We start from the raw sequence: 16,223 nt of genomic DNA, 5'->3' as shown, positions 1-16,223 counted from the left end.
GAGGTCAACCTCTGCCACTTCCTTACGTTGTGTACTAAAGTGCGGTCCGAGGGAGGGCGACGTGGCGAAGATGCTGAGAGGTGCGACCGCACAGGAGACGCATAGCGCGATCCTGGACCTGATCCGCTCCAGCGGCACGGTCACCCGGGTCGATCTGGCCGAGAGGTCCGGGCTCACCGGCGCGTCGATCTCCCGGGTGGTCAAGCGGCTGCTGGCCGACGGCCTGATCATCGAGACCGGGTACGGCGACCCGACCGGTGGGAAACGCGCGACGCTGCTGCAGTTCAACCCGCGGGCCCGGCACGCCGTCGGGATCTCGGTCGACACCCCGAGTACGACGTACGTCGTCACCGATATGAGCGGGCGGGTGATCGAGCAGGTGTCGTCGCGGGGGATCGGCAAGGACGCTCCGGCGACGGCGGTACGGCGGATCACGGCCGAGCTCGAGGATCTGATGGTGAAGGCGGAGATCGAGCCGTCGACGCTGGTCGGTGTCGGGGTGGCGCTGGCCGGCCGGCAGGGGCGCGGCGGGACGCGACTGTTGCGGACGGACTCGGAGAAGTACGCGTGGGAGCCATTCGCGGTCCGGGACACGCTGAAGGCCGCCATCGACCACCCGATCGTCGTGGAGAACGACTCGACCTGTGCGGCGATCGGCGAGTTCTGGGCCGGGAAGATCCCGTCGGTGAACGACTTCGCGACCGTGTACATGGCGGCCGGGTTCGGGCTGGGCCTAGTAACCAACGGGGACGTGTACCGCGGTTCGTCGTCGAACGTCGGCGAGATCGGGCACATGGTCCTCGACGTGAACGGGCCGATGTGCTGGTGCGGTGGTCAAGGGTGTCTGGAGAGCCTGGCTGCACCGGCTGCAGTGGTCGCGCGGGCCGGGAAGGACGAGGCGCTGGCCGACAAGCTCGGCCTCCGCGGTCGGAGGTTGTCTGTCCGTTCCGACTTCGCCAAGATCGCCCGGCTGGCGGCCGCGGGGGATCCTCGCTGCGTGGAGCTGCTCGAGGAATCCGCGACGTACCTGGCGAAGGCCTTGCTGTCGATCACCAACCTGCTCGACCTCGAGCAGATCATCCTGGCCGGCCCGGGCTTCAGCGAAGCCGGCGACATCTACGTCCGGGTCGCTGCGACCGAGCTCAACCGCCTCTCGTTCGTTCGCGCCATGCACCCCACCCGCGTCGAGCTGTCCAAGCTAGGCCCGAGTGCAGCCGCGCTGGGAGCGGCTTCCTTGGTCCTCCACTCCCAGCTGACCCCGCACCAGAACTCCCGCGCCTAGCTGAGGAAGTCCTTCAACCAGCGCCCGCTCTTCTTCACGATGCGGGCCTGGTTCGCGTAGTCGACGTACACGATGCCGAAGCGGCGGCTGTAGCCCCAGGCCCACTCGTAGTTGTCCATCAGCGACCAGGCGAAGTACCCCTTCAGAGGGAAGCCTTCGGCGACCAGGTCCTTGCAGACATCGATGTGCTGCTTGATGTAGTCGAGGCGATCGTCGTCCTCGATCGAGCCGTCAGCGGTCACCGCGTCGGGGTACGCCGCGCCGTTTTCCGTCACGTACAACGGCAACTCGGGCGCCAGCTTGTTGATCGTGACCAGGATGTCGCGGAGACCGGTGGCCTGGATCGGCCAGCCCATCTGGGTCCGCGGCAGACCGGTGTCCACGGCAACGACATTCTCGCTGCCGGGTTGCGTCGACGCGACGGGCGACGAGATCGGCCCGTCCGGCGCGGCGACGGTCGTCGGGCAGTAGTAGTTGACGCCGATGAAGTCGAGCGGCGCCGCGATCAGCGGAAGGTCCGCCTCCTGCTCGGCGAACCACGAAGTCATCCCGGTGTCCTCGAGAACGTCCGCCGGATACCGCCCGGACAGCAGCGGCTCGAGGAACACCCGGTTGCGGAGCCCGTCGACCCGGCGCGCGGCGTCGCGGTCGGCGGGAGAGTCGGTGGCGGCGTGGATCGGCGCCGGGTTGAGCGCGATCCCGTACGTGCCACCCTCCGAGCGGATCGCGTCGAGCGTCAGACCGTGGCCGAGCAGCAGATGGTGCACGGCCTTGAGCGCGTCCGCACCCTCCGTCCGACCCGGTGCGTGCTCACCGTTCCCGTACCCGAGGAACGCCGAGCACCACGGCTCGTTCAGCGTCATCCAGTGCGAGATCACGTCGGAGAGCGCGTCATGGGTGATCGCCGCGTAGTCGCGGAACCGCTCAGCCGTGTCGCGGACCAGCCAGCCGCCGGCGTCCTCGAGCGGCTGCGGCAGGTCCCAGTGATAAAGCGTCGCGTACGGCGTGACCCCGTTCGCCAGGCAGGCCTCCGCGATCCGCCGGTAGAAGTCGAGCCCGGCCGCGTTCGCCGTACCCGCGCCGGTCGGCACGATCCGCGGCCAAGCGATCGAGAACCGGTACGCGTTCAGCCCGAGGTCGGCCAGCAACCGGATGTCGTCGGCGAACAGGTGGTAGTGATCGTCGGCCACATCACCGTTGGTGCCGTCCACGATCCGGCCCGGTGTGTGGGCGAAGGTATCCCAGATACTCGGACCACGCCCGTCCTCGGCGACGGCTCCCTCAACCTGGTACGACGCGGTTGCCGCACCCCACGTGAATCCGCTCGGGAAACCGTTCGTCACGTCGTCTCCTTCTCGACCCAGTACTGCCTGTCCGGCAACAGGCTACCTAACCGGTTAAGCAGTGTATCCGGAAGGTCCAGTTCCAGGGCGGCGACCAGTGCGTCCACGCGGGCCGGCTTGGTGATGCCGACGACCGTGCCGGCGACGTCCGGGTTGTCCACCGAGTGCCGGAGAGCAGCCGTGGCAAGGTCCGTCCCGAACTCACGGCACGTCTTGTCCATGTCCGCCACTGCCTCCAGGACAGCAGCCGGCGCCTCCCGATAGGCGTACCTCGTCGCACCGGAAGGATTCGCGAGGATCCCGCCGCCGTAGATCGCCGCGTTCACCACCGCGATGCCCTCTGAGCGGGCTCGCGAGAAGATCGCCGAGGCCGAATGATCGACCAGGCTCCACCGGTTGTGCACCAGCAGTACTTCGAACCCGCCGAGGTCCAGGTACCGCCCGAGCTCAGTGGTGTCACCGCCCGCCAGTCCGACGTGCCCGATCTCCCCGTCGGCCCGGAGTTGCATCAGCGTGTCGACCGCGTCCCGCATCGACTCGAAGTCGTGGAACTCAGGATCGTGTAGGTAGACCAACGGCAGCTGGTCCAGCCCGAGCCGCTCCTTGCTCTCGGCAACACTGGCCCGGACCCGTGCACCCGAGTAGTCGCCGTCGCGGGCGTCGACCTTCGTCGCGACCAGGAATCCGTCGGGCAGTCCGCCGTACTCCTTGATGGCCAGACCGATGCGTAGCTCGCTCTCGCCGTCGCTGTACCCGTTCGACGTGTCGATCCAGGTCAGTGGGCTGTCGAACACGCGCAGGACCAGGTCGATCGCCTCCTGTCGGGTCACGTCGTAGCCGAACACCGCGGGCATGCTTCCGAGCCCGCTGCCGCCGGCGCACACCGCGGATACGGTCAGACCCGTGGAACCGAGGGGCCGCAGCCAGTTGTCTGTCATGCCTCGGAGCCTACGGCGAAGGCGAACCCGTCGCTGTCGATGTAGACCTTGGTTCCGTCCGGTGCGGTCTCCGTCGGCAGGTCCGCCGGGTCGCCCACGAGTTCGGCGTACGCGAAACCGGCGACGTCGAGCTGGGGAGCGCGGGAGCTCTTGTCCACCTCGTACGTGAACACCTCGAGGACGGTGTCGCCGCCCTTGAGGTAGCCGATGTGGAAGCCGCGCTGGTCGTGCGGCTGCTCGATGGTCCCGATGAACGAGAAGCCGTACCGGTCGTAGAACGCGCTGGTCGTCGCCCGGTCCTCGATCGTCACCGCGACGTGGTCGAACCGCGGGCGCGACGGTACGCCGAGAGCCCGCTCCCGCGCGACCCCGTCCGCGTCCAGCACCTCGGCGTACTGCAGGTCGCCCTGGATCATCTCCAGCAGCGTCCCGTCCGGGTCGTAGAAGAAGCAGATCCGGACGTTGCCCTCGGCATCGAGCGGGTCGAGCTTGAACTCGACGCCGCCATCCTTGAGTACGCCGGCCCGCTCGTCGATCCGGTCGACCTTGAACCCGACGTGCCGGAATCCCTTCTGCAGATCGTCCGGCGACCACGTGCTCGCGTCCCGGCCGTTGCCCACGGCCCGTAACTCGACGGTCGCGGTCACCGCGTCCAGCACGGCCCGCTCGGGCGTCGGCTCGCCGACCACCTCGAGCTCGAGGAACCTGGTGTAGAACTCGACCGAGCGGGCGACATCGGTGCAGTTGACGACGACGTTCTTGATCGGCATACAACCTCTTTCGAAGGAGTCAGTTCTTGACCGCGCCGAGCATCATCCCGGCGACGAACTGCCGCTGCATCCGGACGTAGACGATCACGACCGGTACGACGGACAGCGTGAGGCCGGCGGTGAGGGCCGGCCAGTTCGTGGAGTACTGGCCCATCAGCGTGAACAGCACCGGCTGCAGGGGCAGCTCGTCGGTGTTGCGCAGTACCGTGTTGGCGATCAGGAACTCGTTCCAGGTGGACAGGAACTGGAAGATCACCACGGTCGCGATCCCGGGCCGGGTCAGCGGCAGGATCACCCGGCGGAAGATCGTCAGCTCGCTGCCGCCGTCCACCCGCGCCGCCTCGATCAGCTCGTCCGGCAGCGTCTGGAAGAACGCCCGCATCAAGAACATCGCGAACGGCGCCGACCCGGAGATGTAGAGCACCAGCAGACCGCCCTGGCTGTCGAGCAGACCGAGCGACTTGAGCTCGAGGTACAGCGGGATGATCAGCGCCGTCGACGGCATCATCAGCGTGGTCAGCAGCAGCACGAACAACGTGTTCCGGAACGGGAAGTCCAGCTTGGCGAACGCGTACCCGCTGAGCGTCGCGAAGACCAGCACGCCGATCACGGTCACCGACGTGATCCAGACGCTGTTCCAGAAATGCAGCGGGAACTGGATCGACGTCCAGGCCTCCTTGTACGCCGTACCGGTGATCTTGCGCGGGATGATCGGCCCGTTGAAGATCGTGTTCTGCTCCCGCAGTGAGGTCAGTAGCATCCACACGAACGGGAACGCCATCAGCAGGCAGAACGGCAAGAGCACGAAGGTTGCGAAGGACTTCCCGAGCCAGCGATTCATCGGTCCGCCCTCCGCGTCAGCCACAACTGAGCGATCACAGCGAGCGTGCAGAGCACCATCGTGACGACGCTGAACGCGCTGGCGTACCCGAGCTGCGGGATCGAGCCGGATGTCGAGCCGAAGGCCAATGAGTACAGATAGGTGCCGAGTACTTCGCTGCCGTGGTTGGGACCGCCGCCGGTCATCACGAAGATCACGTCGAACGCCTTGAAGCCGTTCAACAGGCCGAGGCTGACGATCAGGCCGGTGACGATCCGCAGACTCGGGACCGTGATGTGACGGAACTGCTGGACGGTGTTGGCGCCGTCCATCGCGGCTGCCTCGTAGAGGTTCGGGTCGATGCTCTGCAGGCCCGCGAAGTAGATCAGCATGTTGAACCCGAGCCCGCCCCACACGGTCACCACGACGATTGCCGGCAGCACCGTTTTGTGGTCGGCCAGCCACGGGTGCTGCAGGCTGTCCAGACCGATTGCCCCCAGCAACCGGTTCAGCGTGCCGATGTTCGGGTCGTAGATCAGTTTCCACAGCACCGCCGAGACGACGAACGACACGATGCCCGGGACGAACAGGATCGTCCGTACGACGACGCCGACCTTGGACCAGATCACGTTCACCAAGACGGCGGTGACGAGACCGAGGAACGTCAGGATCGCAGTCGTCACCCCGGTCAGCACCAGCGTGACGATCAGCGCGCGGCGCGCGACCGGATCGTGCAGCATCCGGCTGTAGTTGTCGAACTGCACGAACCGCGGCGCCCCGAACCCGCCCCACGAGGTCAGGCTCAGGTACGCCGTGTAGAGGATCGGCCAGAGCACGAACCCCAGGAACAGCACGAACGTCGGCGCGATGAACAGGAAGCCGGCGATCCGCTGCGACCGCCGCAACGGCGATCCGAACCGGTACGGCGTTCGCTCGCCGGACCGCCGTACGACATCCTCCCTGGAGAGAGCTGTCGCCATCCGATCAGCCGCCCTTGGCGTTCTGGACCGCCTGCTGCATCGCCTTCGCGACAGCCGCCGGCTCACCAGTGCCGTCGAAGATCTTCGCCAGCGGATCGCCCGCCGCCACCGACCCGGGCCCGAACGGGATGTGCGGACAGCCGTCGCCGTCGAGCAGCCACGACGTCATCTGCTTCATGATCGGCAGCTCGATCCGGGCCGCCGCGCTCTTGGTGGCCGGCATCGAGTTCGAGTCGTTCATGGTGGGGGAGTACTGGTCAGCGGAGTACAGGAACTTCAGGAACTCCAGCGCCGCGTCCTTGTTCTTGCTGGTCGCGGAGACCGCCCAGCCGGCGCCGGCCTGGTTCGCGGTCCAGTGCCGCTTGCCGGGCGCGATCGCGGGCGTCTTCATCACCTTGTACAGCTTGTTGAAGGCCGGTGTCGCGTCCTTGGTCAGACCCTGCGGAGTCCAGCTGCCGTTGAACAGCATCGCGGACTTGCCGGTGTAGAAGATCTGCGGTGCCTGGTCGCCGCTGGTGCCCGTCGTACCGGGCTGGAAGACGCCGCCCTTGACGATCTTCTGCTGCAGCTCGATCGCCTGGACCACCTTCGGATCCTCGTACGTCGCGCCGTCCTTGAGCTGATCCAGCTTCAGGTAGTACGTCGGGTCGTCGGCCACCTGCGTGACGAGTGGCAGGAAGAAGTCGAGCGAGCTCGTGGTCGGGTTGCAGCTCAGCGCCACCGGGAACTTGCCGGTCGCCTTGATCTTCGCGGCCGCCGCGATCAGGTCGTCCCAGGTCTCGATGCCGTCCTCCTCGACACCGGCCTTCTTCAGCATGTCCGGGTTGTAGAAGATCCCGAACGTCTGCGCCATCCAGCCGACCGCGTACTGCTTGCCGTCCAGGGTGTACTCCTGGTTGGCCGAGTCGAAGAAGTCCTTCAGGAAGTCGTCGCCGAGCTCCTGCTTGAGGTCGGCGGAGATGCCGCCGGTTCCGTACGTCAGCGCCCGGGTGTGCGGCGCGAAGATCTCCGGTACGTCGCCACCCGCGACCGCGGCCTGCAAAGCCGGCAGGTACTGGTCCGGGGTGCCGAAGATCCGGTTCTCGATCTTGATGTTGCTGTGCGCGGCCTCGAACGCGCTGATCAGCTTCGGGAACTGGTCCTCCTGGTCGCTGTACCAGGACCACATCCGGACCACGGACTTCCCGCCGCTCGTGGTACCGCCGCCGCTGTCACTGCCACCGCAGGCGGCCAGTGTGGATCCGAGCGCGGACCCGAGGCCGAGCGCACCCACCGCCCCTTTGAGAACCGTCCGCCGCCGCACGTGCTGTTCGCCCATCGGAGACTCCTCGTCGTTCGCGTACTCAACTTCCTAACTGAAAGTAAGAAAGCGGTCAAGGCGTCAGTTGAGTTTCCGAAGTTTTCCCTCGTTAGGGTTGGAACATGGTGATCCGGTTGAGCGAGCGGTGGCCGGAGGTGAGCTCGGACCGGCTGCTGTCGGAGTGCGTGCCTCCGCCTCGGTTCGCCGACGTCCGGTTCGCCACCTACCGCCCCGACCCGGACGAGCCGTCGCAGTCCGAAGCGCTGGCCGTCCTGACCGAGCGCGCCGCCAGGCTGGCCCAGCCGCGCCAGGCGCCGTCGCTATGGTCGCGGCTGCGCGGCCGGGCCGCGGTGCCGGAGAAGCCAGGCATCTATCTTGACGGCGGGTTCGGCGTGGGAAAGACCCACTTGCTGGCGTCGCTCTGGCATGAGGCGGCCGGTCCGAAGATGTACTGCACGTTCGTCGAGCTGACCAACCTCGTCGGCGCACTCGGACTGCGGACGGCAGTCGAGGCGTTGTCGTCGTACCGGCTGATCTGCATCGACGAATTCGAGCTGGACGATCCCGGCGACACGATGCTGATCTCCCGCCTGATCGGTCAGCTGGTCGAGGCCGGCGTCGAGTTCGCCGCGACGTCCAACACGCTGCCCGACAAGCTCGGCGAAGGACGCTTCCAGGCAGTCGACTTCCTCCGCGAGATCCAGGCTCTCGCCGCGCATTTCGACGTACGCCGGATCGACGGCCCCGACTACCGCCACCGCGGACTGCCCGTCGCCCCCGACCCATGGCCCGACGTCGAGCGGGAGTCCGCCGTACGACGGAACGCGTCCTGCGACCACTTCGTCGACCTGCACCGCCACCTGGCCGAGCTCCACCCGAGCAAGTACGGCGCCCTCCTCGACGGCATCGAGACCGTTGGGATCACCGACGTACGCCCACTCACCGACGAGAACGTCGCACTGCGGATGGTCGTGCTGGCGGACCGGATGTACGACCGCAACCTCCCGCTCCTGGCCGGCGGCGTACCACTGGACCAACTGTTCTCACCCGACATGCTGAAGGGCGGCTACCGCAAGAAATACCTCCGCGCGCTCTCGCGCTTGATCGCACTGGCCCGCGCTGCATGATCCTGAGGCGTGCTTCCCTGGACGGATGAGTCGACGTTCGCTCTCGCTGGTGCTGCTTGCCGTGGCGCTCGGGCTGCTGTTCGCCGCCGGCTTCGTGCAGTTCGACGACACGTCCGGCTTTGGTGCCGAGCAATGGATCCTGCCGCTCGGAGCGCTGGCGTTCGTCCCGGCGCTCGCGTCGATCGCGGCCGCATGGCCTGACCCGAAGGCGCGTCTGTGGCTGGGCATCGCGCTGGCTGTTCTGACGGCCCTCCTGGTCTGGGAGAGCATCTCGAACGACGGGTTCCGATTCGTCTGGAACCGGAGCGAGGGCGAGCTCGCCCTGCTGGAGTTCGCGACCGGCCTGGTCGCCTTCGTGCTGATCGCGAACGGCGTGCAGCCGGCACCGGTGAGCGAAATCTCGGCGGAACCAGGGGCTGGCCGGCCCGGACCGGGCAGATGGCTGGTCCGTACGGCGGCCTACCTGTGCGGGACGATCGTCGTCGTGCTCGTGGCGTTCGCGGCCGGAGCTGACTACTACGCGAGGACCGAGTGCCCGGAGGACGGAGACTGCCTGGCCCCGCTCGGCGGGTTCGTGTGGGGCGTGCTCGCCGTACCCGTCTGCGGCCTTGCCGTTCTCGTGATCGAGATCGTGTTGTCGCGGCGTCGACGACGCAAAACCGCTGAAGTAGGGGGTGAATGAGGCAGGATGTGGAGATGGCGAAGCAGAAGAAGGGCGAGAAGGCTGCCGGCGGGGGACTGCGGGAACAGTTGCGGGTTCCGGTCGGGCCGGTTGACCTGACGACGTACGACACCCGCGCGACGCCGGGGTTCAGCGGTTCGAAGGACGACGGCAAGGTTGCGCTGGACGATCTCGGCGCCGAGATCTCGGACTGGCAGGAGCGGCTGTTCGCCGAGGGTCGCAAGGACGGCAACCGCAGCGTACTAGTCGTGCTGCAGGGGATGGACACCTCCGGTAAGGGTGGTGTGATCCGACACGGCGCGGGGCTGATGGACCCGCAGGGCCTGAAGATCACGTCGTTCAAAGCGCCGACGCCGGCCGAGAAACGGCGCGGATTCCTGTGGCGGATCCGGCAGGCCGTGCCCGGTCCCGGCATGATCGGCATCTTCGACCGGTCGCATTACGAGGACGTGCTGATCGCCCGGGTCCGCGAGCTGGTCACGCCGAACGTGTGGAACCGGCGGTACGACCAGATCAACGACTTCGAGGCCGAGCTGGCCGCGAACGGCGTGACGATCATCAAGTGCTACCTGCACATCACGTACGAGCAGCAGAAGTCCCGGCTCGAGTCCCGACTCGACGACCCGACGAAGTACTGGAAGTACAACCCGGCCGACGTGGACGAGCGGAAGCTGTGGCCCGACTACATGGAGGCGTACCACGCGGCGATCGAGCGCTGCAATACGCCGCATGCGCCGTGGTACGTCATCCCGAGCGACCGCAAGTGGTACCGCAACTGGGCCGTCACGACGCTCCTCCTGGAGACGCTGAAGGAGCTGAACCCGCAGTGGCCGCCGGCTGACTTCGACGTGGAGAAGGAGAAGCAGCGCCTGGCAGCAACCTGACATCGGAAGCCGCTTGAGCTCAGCTGTCCGGGTCGATGTTGTGGCGGCGCAGCAGGTCGCGGAGGTTGGCCACCTGTTCGTGCAGGCGCTCGTTCTCGTCGAGGACCGCGTTCAGCTCGTGGACCAGGTGGTGCCGGCGGCCGTACGTCGTCCAGGTGGGGCCGGTGTCCTCGGTGAGCATGCCGGCGACGAGAGCCTCGGAGCGCTCGCGGTAGTTCATCCGCTCCTCGAGCTTGCGTCGTACCTGATCGATGTCGGCGGCAAGCTTCGTGATGATCTGGCCGCCGACACCGTCGCGATCGTGCAGTACGCCGAGCAACAGGTGCTCCGGACGGACCTGCTCGGCGCCGCGAGCCCGAGCCTCACCCCACGCATACTCGAACGTGCTCTTCGCCCGCGGCGTGAATGGGATCGACCCGGTCGTACCGCCCTTCCCGCGTCCGATGATCTCGACGACCAGGTCCTTCACGGCGTCGGCCGTGATCCCGAGGGGAGACAGCACTCGGGCCGCGATGCTGTGGCCCTCGGCGATCACCCCGAGCAGGAGATGCTCGGTCCCGACGTACGTGTGGTCGAGGCCGCGCGCCTCCTCCTGAGCCAGCACGATGACCCGCCTGGCCGGATCGCTGAATCGCTCGTACATGTCGGTTCCCCTCCACCATTCCTGCATCAGGGTTTCTTCCCCCAGCAGCAGCTCGATCCGTAGGTCGTCCTGCAGGTCCTCGGCCGTCACCGGGTGGTGCTCGAGCCGGCTCCGGATGAACGCGGCCGCCTCGCGATGACCGGCCTCACCGGACACGATCCGATCGAGCAACTCGTCGACGTCCGCCACCGGCTCCAGCTGCACATCGGCCCGGTTGAGCGTGACGAACTGCAGCACGACCGCAACCGACACCACCCGATTCGCCCCGTCGAACGGCCGCGCCCGCACCAGACCGGCAAGTAGCACCCCAGCCGCCTCGGCCAGCCCGCTCGTCATCCGTACGCCGTCCAGCACCCGCTCGATCGCGTCCAGCTCCGTCCGCCGTACGACGTCCTCCGACGGACACCGCAGCACCCGCGCCGCGACCGCGAGCACGTCGTACGGACCGAGATACCGCATCAGCCGTCGTCCCGCAGCCGGCGCAGAGACTCCTCGTGCCGGGTCAGGTTCTCCTCCAGCAACTCACTGAACCGACTGTCCTGCCGCCGCTGATCAACCAACGCCGCAATAGCCTCCCGAGCCACATCCGACACCGACCGCCCCTCAACGGAAGCCACCGTCTGCAACCGCTCAGCCAACCCCGTCTCCAACCGCAACAAGATGTTCTTGGTCGTGTCTTTCGCCATGGATATCAAGATATCACGCTATCGGTGGGGCGGACCGCCACGCATGCAGAACCGCCTCAAACGGTTGCCTGAGGGGGTTCTGACCGGGGTTCTGCGTGCGTGGCGGTCCGCCTGTGGATGAACGCCGTGGCCAGAACGCGATTCTTGCCACCATGGTTCGGTGACTGACGTGGTCGAGATCCTTCAGCGGTCGGGTGGCAGCGCGACGTTCGCCCAGCTCCGGGGGTTCGCGTCCGGTCGAACGATCCGGCGCGCGCTCGCGGAGGGTCGGATCAAGCGAGTGGCCAAGGGCGTGTACGCCTTGCCGGTCGACGCCTCGCCGCTGACGGTCGCTCGCGCGCACGGCGGTGTGCTCTCGCACGAGAGCGCCGCCCAGCAACTCGGGCTCGATGTCGTGACGATCCCGCTCAAACCGCATGTCACCATCGGCCGCACCAAGAGGAGGCGAACCACGCGGCTGCCCTGCACGTTGCACTGGTCCGACGCGCCGGAGCTCGACGGCGCAACCACTCCGGTGCGTACCGTTCTCGACTGCGCGCAGAACCTTCCCTTCGGCGAAGCGCTGGCGGTGGCAGACTCAGCGCTGCGCAACGGGCTCGTTTCAGCTGAGGAGCTGCTCGCAGCGGCGATCGCAGGCCGGAGGCCGGGGCGGGCGCGTGCGATCAAGTTGATCGAGGCAAGTGATGCGCGCGCGGCATCTGCCCTGGAGTCGATGCTGCGAGCTCGCGTCCTGGCCGCCGGGTTTGGCGGATTCGTGCCGCAGTACGTGATCGCGGATGGCGAGTTCTTCGCCCGCGTCGACCTGGCCGACCCGAAGCTGCGGCTGGTTCTCGAGGCGGACTCGTTCGCCTACCACGCGTCCCGCGACGCGCTGCGCCGTGATTGCCGCCGCTACGTCAACCTGGCCATGCGCGGTTGGACCCTGCTGCGGTTCTCGTGGGAGGACGTGGTGCTCGACCCAGACTGGGTGGCCGTCGCGGTGACATCTGTCGTCCGGGGCGGACCTGCACGCAGGCAGAACCCCCTCAAACGGGCTGCTTGAGGGGGTTCTGACGGGGTTCTGCGTGCGTGGCGGTCCGGTTTAGGCGGAGTGAACGAGTACCGGCCGGGGGGCGGGCTCTAGGGTGAGCAGGTCCAGGCCGGCTACGCCGTAGCGGAGGAGGACTAGGCGGGCTACCTCGGCGCTGACGCCTAGGGGGCGGGAGACGGCGACCGCGCCGGCTCGGCGGGCGGTGGATTCGGCTCGGTCGGGGAGTACGCCGGGGGCGAGGAAGAGGGAGCCTACGGCTACGTGGCGACGGCCCTCGAGGCGGTACTGGAGAACGGCCTCGGCGGGGGAGGGCGACGCGGCGCAGACGAAGGCGGCCGTGACGGGGAGCTTGTGGCGTTGGCCCCAGAGGCGGGCGAGGCGGGTGACGCTCGCGTTCGCGTGGGAGTCGCTGGAGCCGGCGGACGCCAGCACGAGCGCGTCCAGCTCGCGGACCCGGCCGTCCTTCAGCTCCGCGCGCATCCGCCGATCGAGTACGTCGAGCAGCGTGTCGTCGTACCCGAGCACGTCGGAAGCGATGATCCGCAGGTTCGGGAACCGGCTGCGGGCCTCGTCGACGACCGCGGGTACGTCGATCTTGGCGTGGTAGGCCGACGACAGCAGCAGCGGCAGGACGACGACCTCCTCGATGCCTTCGGCGGCGAGCTTGCCGATCACCTGGTACGGCTTGGGCGGGCAGTGGTCGAGGAAGGAGGCTTCGATCCGCAGGTCGTCACGCTGCTCGCGCAGGCATTTCACGAGCGAGTGGACGGTGGCGGCCGAGCGCGGGTCGCGGCTGCCGTGGGCGAGGATCACGAGCGCTGGAGCAGTCACAGCAGTTCCCCTTCTTCGTCGTCGATCATTCCGGCTGCGAGCGTCCACCCGTCGTGGGCGTCGATCAGCAGGAACGATCCGGTGATGGCGTTGCTGGAGTACGGGTCGGCGGCCAGCGGTGCGGCGATCTTGAGCTGCACCTTGCCGATGTCGTTCAGAGCGAGCTCGGTGGCGTCGATGACTCCGAGCGTGTCGAGGTCCAGCGCGCCGGTGATCTTGGTGACGATCGCCTGCGCGGTGGTGGTGGTGTGCTTGATCAGCACCCGGGCCCCGACGGTCAGTGGCCGGTCGGCCAGCCAGCTGACGGTGGCGGCAAGTTCCCGGCGGGTGCCGGGGGAGGCCTCGGCGTCGACGATGACGGAGCCGCGGGCCACGTCGAGGTCGTCGGCGAGCCGTACGGTAACCGCTTCGCCGGCAACCGCGGACGGTCGCTCGACCACGGTGGTCGAGGTGGCCGTGACGACCGGCCGGTCGATGCCGGCGATCGACGTACGGCGTCCTGCCGGCAGCACGATCACCTGGTCGCCGACCGAAACGGTGCCGGAGGCAACCGTTCCGGTGTAGCCGCGGTAGTCGCGGTACTCGTCGTCGGTCTGCGGCCGGATCACGTACTGCACCGGGAACCGCAGCGGCTGCTGCGAGTTGTCGATCCGCCCGGACGCGTTCTCCAGGAGCTCGAGCAGCGTCGGGCCGTCGTACCACGGGGTGTGCGCGGACCGGTCGACCACGTTGTCGCCGACAAGGGCCGAGACCGGGATCGCCTGGATGTGCGCGATGCCGAGCTGGTCGGCGACCTCGTTGACGTCCTTTGCGATCTTGGTGAACCCGGCCTCGTCGTACCCGACCAGGTCGATCTTGTTCACCGCGAGTACGACGTGTGGCACCCGGAGCAGACCGGCCACGGCCAGGTGCCGCCGGGTCTGCTCGAGTACGCCGTGCCGCGCGTCGACCAAGATGATGACGACATCCGCGGTCGAGGCGCCGGTCACGGTGTTGCGGGTGTACTGCACGTGCCCGGGGCAGTCGGCCAGGATGAACGAGCGCTTGTCGGTGGCGAAGTACCGGTAGGCGACGTCGATCGTGATGCCTTGCTCGCGCTCGGCCCGCAGGCCGTCGGTGAGCAGGGCGAAGTCGAAGTCGCCACCGCGGGCTTCGGAGACCGTCTTCACGTGCGCGATCTGGTCGGCCAGGATCGCCTTGCAGTCGTGCAGCAGTCGCCCGACCAGCGTCGACTTCCCGTCGTCCACCGATCCAGCCGTTGCCAGACGCAACAGGGTGCTCATCAGAAGTACCCCTCTCGCTTGCGATCTTCCATCGCGGCCTCGCTGACCCGGTCGTCGGCGCGGGTCGCGCCCCGCTCGGTCAGGGTGCTGGCCGCAACCTCGACCACGACCTCGGCCGGGCTCCCGGCTGTCGACGCGACCGCGCCGGTGCAGGACATGTCGCCGACCGTCCGGTAGCGAACGATGCGCTTGCCAACGGATTCACCGGAGCGCGGCTGCGAGTACGGGCCGACGGCAAGCAGCATGCCGTCGCGCTCGAACACGTCCCGCTCGTGGGCGTAGTAGATGCTCGGCAGCGGGATCTCTTCGCGCTCGATGTAGTTCCAGACGTCCAGCTCGGTCCAGTTGGACAGCGGGAACACCCGCACGTGCTCACCCGGCCGGTGCTTGCCGTTGTACAGCGACCACAATTCCGGCCGCTGGTTCCGCGGGTCCCACTGACCGAACTCGTCCCGCAGGCTGAAGATCCGCTCTTTCGCCCGGGCCCGCTCCTCGTCGCGCCGGCCGCCGCCGAAGACGGCGTCGAACCGGTGCTTGTTGATTGCGTCGAGCAACGGAACCGTCTGCAACGGGTTCCGCGTCCCGTCCGCACGCTCGCGCAGCCGGCCGTCGGCGATGTAGTCCTCGACACTCGCGACCTCGAGTCGCAGACCTAGTTGCTCGATCACCGCATCGCGGTACGCCAGCACCTCGGGGAAGTTGTGCCCGGTGTCGACGTGCAGCAACGTGAACGGCACCCCAGCCGGCGAGAACGCCTTGCGAGCCAGGTGCAGCATCACGATCGAGTCCTTGCCACCGGAGAACAGAATCACCGGACGCTCGAACTCGGCTGCCACCTCGCGGAAGACGAAGATCGACTCGCTCTCCAGAGCATCGAGCTCCGTCACCAACGCGGTCACGTGTGCAACCCGCATTCGACCTTGCCGGTGCCGGCCCAGCGGCCACTGCGCGGGTCCTCACCAGGCGCGACCTGCTGTGTGCACGGCTCGCAGCCGATCGACGGGTAGCCGTCGTACTGCAGCAGATTGACCAGTACGCCGTTGTCAGCGATGTAGGTGTCGAGGTCGTCCTGTGTCCACGGCGCGATCGGGTTGAGCTTCACCATGTCCCGCTTGGCGTCGTACTCGACGACCGGGGTGTTCGCCCGGGTCGGCGCCTCCTCGCGGCGAATGCCCGTGACCCAAGCCTTGTAGCCGGACAGGTACCGGTTCAGCGGCTCGACCTTGCGCATCGCGCAGCACTTGTTCGGGTCGCGGTCGTGCAGCTTCTCGCCGTACTCCGCGTCCTGCTCAGCCACCGTCTGCAGCGGAAGTGCGTTGATCAGGTGGATCGGCAGCGTCGCGGCGACCGCGTCCCGGGTCCCGATCGTCTCGACGAAGTGGTAGCCGGTGTCGAGGAACAGTACGTCGACACCGGGAGCCGCCTGCGCCGCCAGGTGGGGGAGTGCGCCGTCGGCCATCGAGGCGGTCACCACCAGCTCGTCGCCGAACGTCTCCCGGGCCCACGCCAGTACCTCGACCGCCGAGGCGTCGGCCAACCGTTCGTTGGCCTCCTCGGCAAGAGTCTTCAAGTCACTCATTCCACCGTCACCCGCAGTCCGATCATCTTCAGCTGGAACACCCGT

Annotated in this window: 17 protein-coding genes; 5 read left to right on the top strand and 12 right to left on the bottom strand. The window is 67.5% G+C overall.

Annotation, left to right across the window (positions count from 1 at the left end):
• Window positions 1-70 precede the first annotated feature (70 nt).
• Window positions 71-1,282, top strand: coding sequence for an ROK family transcriptional regulator (locus EV650_RS07985; RefSeq protein WP_134119952.1), 1,212 nt, complete (start codon window positions 71-73; stop codon window positions 1,280-1,282).
• On the opposite strand, the gene EV650_RS07980 is transcribed toward EV650_RS07985, so the two are convergent.
• From EV650_RS07980 to EV650_RS07955, 6 genes are read right to left on the bottom strand one after another with little or no spacing between them, the layout of a single operon-like run.
• On the bottom strand, window positions 1,279-2,625 hold the full coding sequence (locus EV650_RS07980) for a GH1 family beta-glucosidase (protein ID WP_134116843.1): 1,347 nt from the start codon (window positions 2,623-2,625) through the stop codon (window positions 1,279-1,281). The two genes, EV650_RS07985 and EV650_RS07980, sit on opposite strands and share 4 nt — an antisense overlap.
• On the bottom strand, window positions 2,622-3,563 hold the full coding sequence (locus tag EV650_RS07975; RefSeq protein ID WP_134116841.1) for an aldo/keto reductase: 942 nt from the start codon (window positions 3,561-3,563) through the stop codon (window positions 2,622-2,624). Before EV650_RS07975 ends, EV650_RS07980 begins: the two co-directional genes overlap by 4 nt.
• A complete protein-coding gene (locus EV650_RS07970; RefSeq protein WP_134116839.1) occupies window positions 3,560-4,333 on the bottom strand; it encodes a VOC family protein in 774 nt (257 codons plus the stop codon). Before EV650_RS07970 ends, EV650_RS07975 begins: the two co-directional genes overlap by 4 nt.
• A gap of 19 nt (window positions 4,334-4,352) precedes the next feature.
• Window positions 4,353-5,174, bottom strand: coding sequence for a carbohydrate ABC transporter permease (locus EV650_RS07965; RefSeq protein ID WP_134116837.1), 822 nt, complete (start codon window positions 5,172-5,174; stop codon window positions 4,353-4,355).
• Window positions 5,171-6,133, bottom strand: a complete 963-nt coding sequence (locus EV650_RS07960; RefSeq protein ID WP_134116835.1) for a carbohydrate ABC transporter permease — start codon at window positions 6,131-6,133, stop codon at window positions 5,171-5,173. The genes EV650_RS07965 and EV650_RS07960 overlap by 4 nt, the downstream gene beginning before the upstream one ends.
• A 4-nt stretch (window positions 6,134-6,137) precedes the next feature.
• Window positions 6,138-7,451, bottom strand: coding sequence for an ABC transporter substrate-binding protein (locus tag EV650_RS07955; protein ID WP_134116833.1), 1,314 nt, complete (start codon window positions 7,449-7,451; stop codon window positions 6,138-6,140).
• A 104-nt stretch (window positions 7,452-7,555) separates the two neighbouring features.
• Here EV650_RS07955 and zapE point away from each other — a divergent pair, with 104 nt between their 5' ends.
• Genes zapE through EV650_RS07940 form a run of 3 tightly spaced genes read left to right on the top strand, consistent with a single transcriptional unit; the run spans window position 7,556 to window position 10,126 of the window.
• Window positions 7,556-8,560: a cell division protein ZapE gene (gene zapE, locus EV650_RS07950; RefSeq protein WP_134116831.1), complete on the top strand. Its 1,005-nt coding sequence runs from the start codon at window positions 7,556-7,558 to the stop codon at window positions 8,558-8,560.
• A gap of 25 nt (window positions 8,561-8,585) precedes the next feature.
• Window positions 8,586-9,242, top strand: coding sequence for a hypothetical protein (locus tag EV650_RS07945; protein WP_134116829.1), 657 nt, complete (start codon window positions 8,586-8,588; stop codon window positions 9,240-9,242).
• A gap of 14 nt (window positions 9,243-9,256) precedes the next feature.
• Window positions 9,257-10,126 carry a PPK2 family polyphosphate kinase gene (locus EV650_RS07940; RefSeq protein ID WP_134119951.1) on the top strand — a complete coding sequence of 290 codons (870 nt, stop codon included), beginning with the start codon at window positions 9,257-9,259 and terminating at the stop codon, window positions 10,124-10,126.
• Window positions 10,127-10,145: 19 nt separating this feature from the next.
• Here EV650_RS07940 and EV650_RS07935 read toward each other — a convergent pair whose 3' ends face one another.
• Window positions 10,146-11,228 carry a Clp protease N-terminal domain-containing protein gene (locus EV650_RS07935; RefSeq protein WP_134116827.1) on the bottom strand — a complete coding sequence of 361 codons (1,083 nt, stop codon included), beginning with the start codon at window positions 11,226-11,228 and terminating at the stop codon, window positions 10,146-10,148.
• On the bottom strand, window positions 11,228-11,455 hold the full coding sequence (locus EV650_RS07930) for a hypothetical protein (RefSeq protein WP_134116825.1): 228 nt from the start codon (window positions 11,453-11,455) through the stop codon (window positions 11,228-11,230). The genes EV650_RS07935 and EV650_RS07930 overlap by 1 nt, the downstream gene beginning before the upstream one ends.
• 160 nt (window positions 11,456-11,615) lie before the next feature.
• On the opposite strand from EV650_RS07930, the gene EV650_RS07925 reads away from it, so the two are divergent.
• A complete protein-coding gene (locus EV650_RS07925) occupies window positions 11,616-12,497 on the top strand; it encodes a type IV toxin-antitoxin system AbiEi family antitoxin domain-containing protein (RefSeq protein ID WP_134116823.1) in 882 nt (293 codons plus the stop codon).
• Between the two features lie 39 nt (window positions 12,498-12,536).
• Here the strand turns inward: EV650_RS07925 and EV650_RS07920 are convergent, their stop codons facing one another.
• From EV650_RS07920 to EV650_RS07905, 4 genes are read right to left on the bottom strand one after another with little or no spacing between them, the layout of a single operon-like run.
• Window positions 12,537-13,316, bottom strand: a complete 780-nt coding sequence (locus EV650_RS07920; protein ID WP_134116821.1) for a sirohydrochlorin chelatase — start codon at window positions 13,314-13,316, stop codon at window positions 12,537-12,539.
• The gene (locus EV650_RS07915; RefSeq protein ID WP_134116819.1) at window positions 13,313-14,599 is read right to left on the bottom strand and encodes a sulfate adenylyltransferase subunit 1; all 1,287 of its coding nucleotides are present in this window, start codon (window positions 14,597-14,599) and stop codon (window positions 13,313-13,315) included. Before EV650_RS07915 ends, EV650_RS07920 begins: the two co-directional genes overlap by 4 nt.
• The gene (cysD, locus tag EV650_RS07910) at window positions 14,599-15,513 is read right to left on the bottom strand and encodes a sulfate adenylyltransferase subunit CysD (protein WP_134116817.1); all 915 of its coding nucleotides are present in this window, start codon (window positions 15,511-15,513) and stop codon (window positions 14,599-14,601) included. The genes EV650_RS07915 and cysD overlap by 1 nt, the downstream gene beginning before the upstream one ends.
• The gene (locus EV650_RS07905) at window positions 15,495-16,178 is read right to left on the bottom strand and encodes a phosphoadenylyl-sulfate reductase (protein ID WP_134116815.1); all 684 of its coding nucleotides are present in this window, start codon (window positions 16,176-16,178) and stop codon (window positions 15,495-15,497) included. Before EV650_RS07905 ends, cysD begins: the two co-directional genes overlap by 19 nt.
• Window positions 16,179-16,223: the final 45 nt, after the last annotated feature.

Origin of the sequence: Kribbella kalugense (assembly GCF_004365875.1) — a bacterium.
GTDB lineage: Bacteria > Actinomycetota > Actinomycetes > Propionibacteriales > Kribbellaceae > Kribbella > Kribbella kalugense.
Note: the sequence above shows the minus strand (reverse complement) of the source record. Positions and strands in the feature narration are given on the sequence as shown.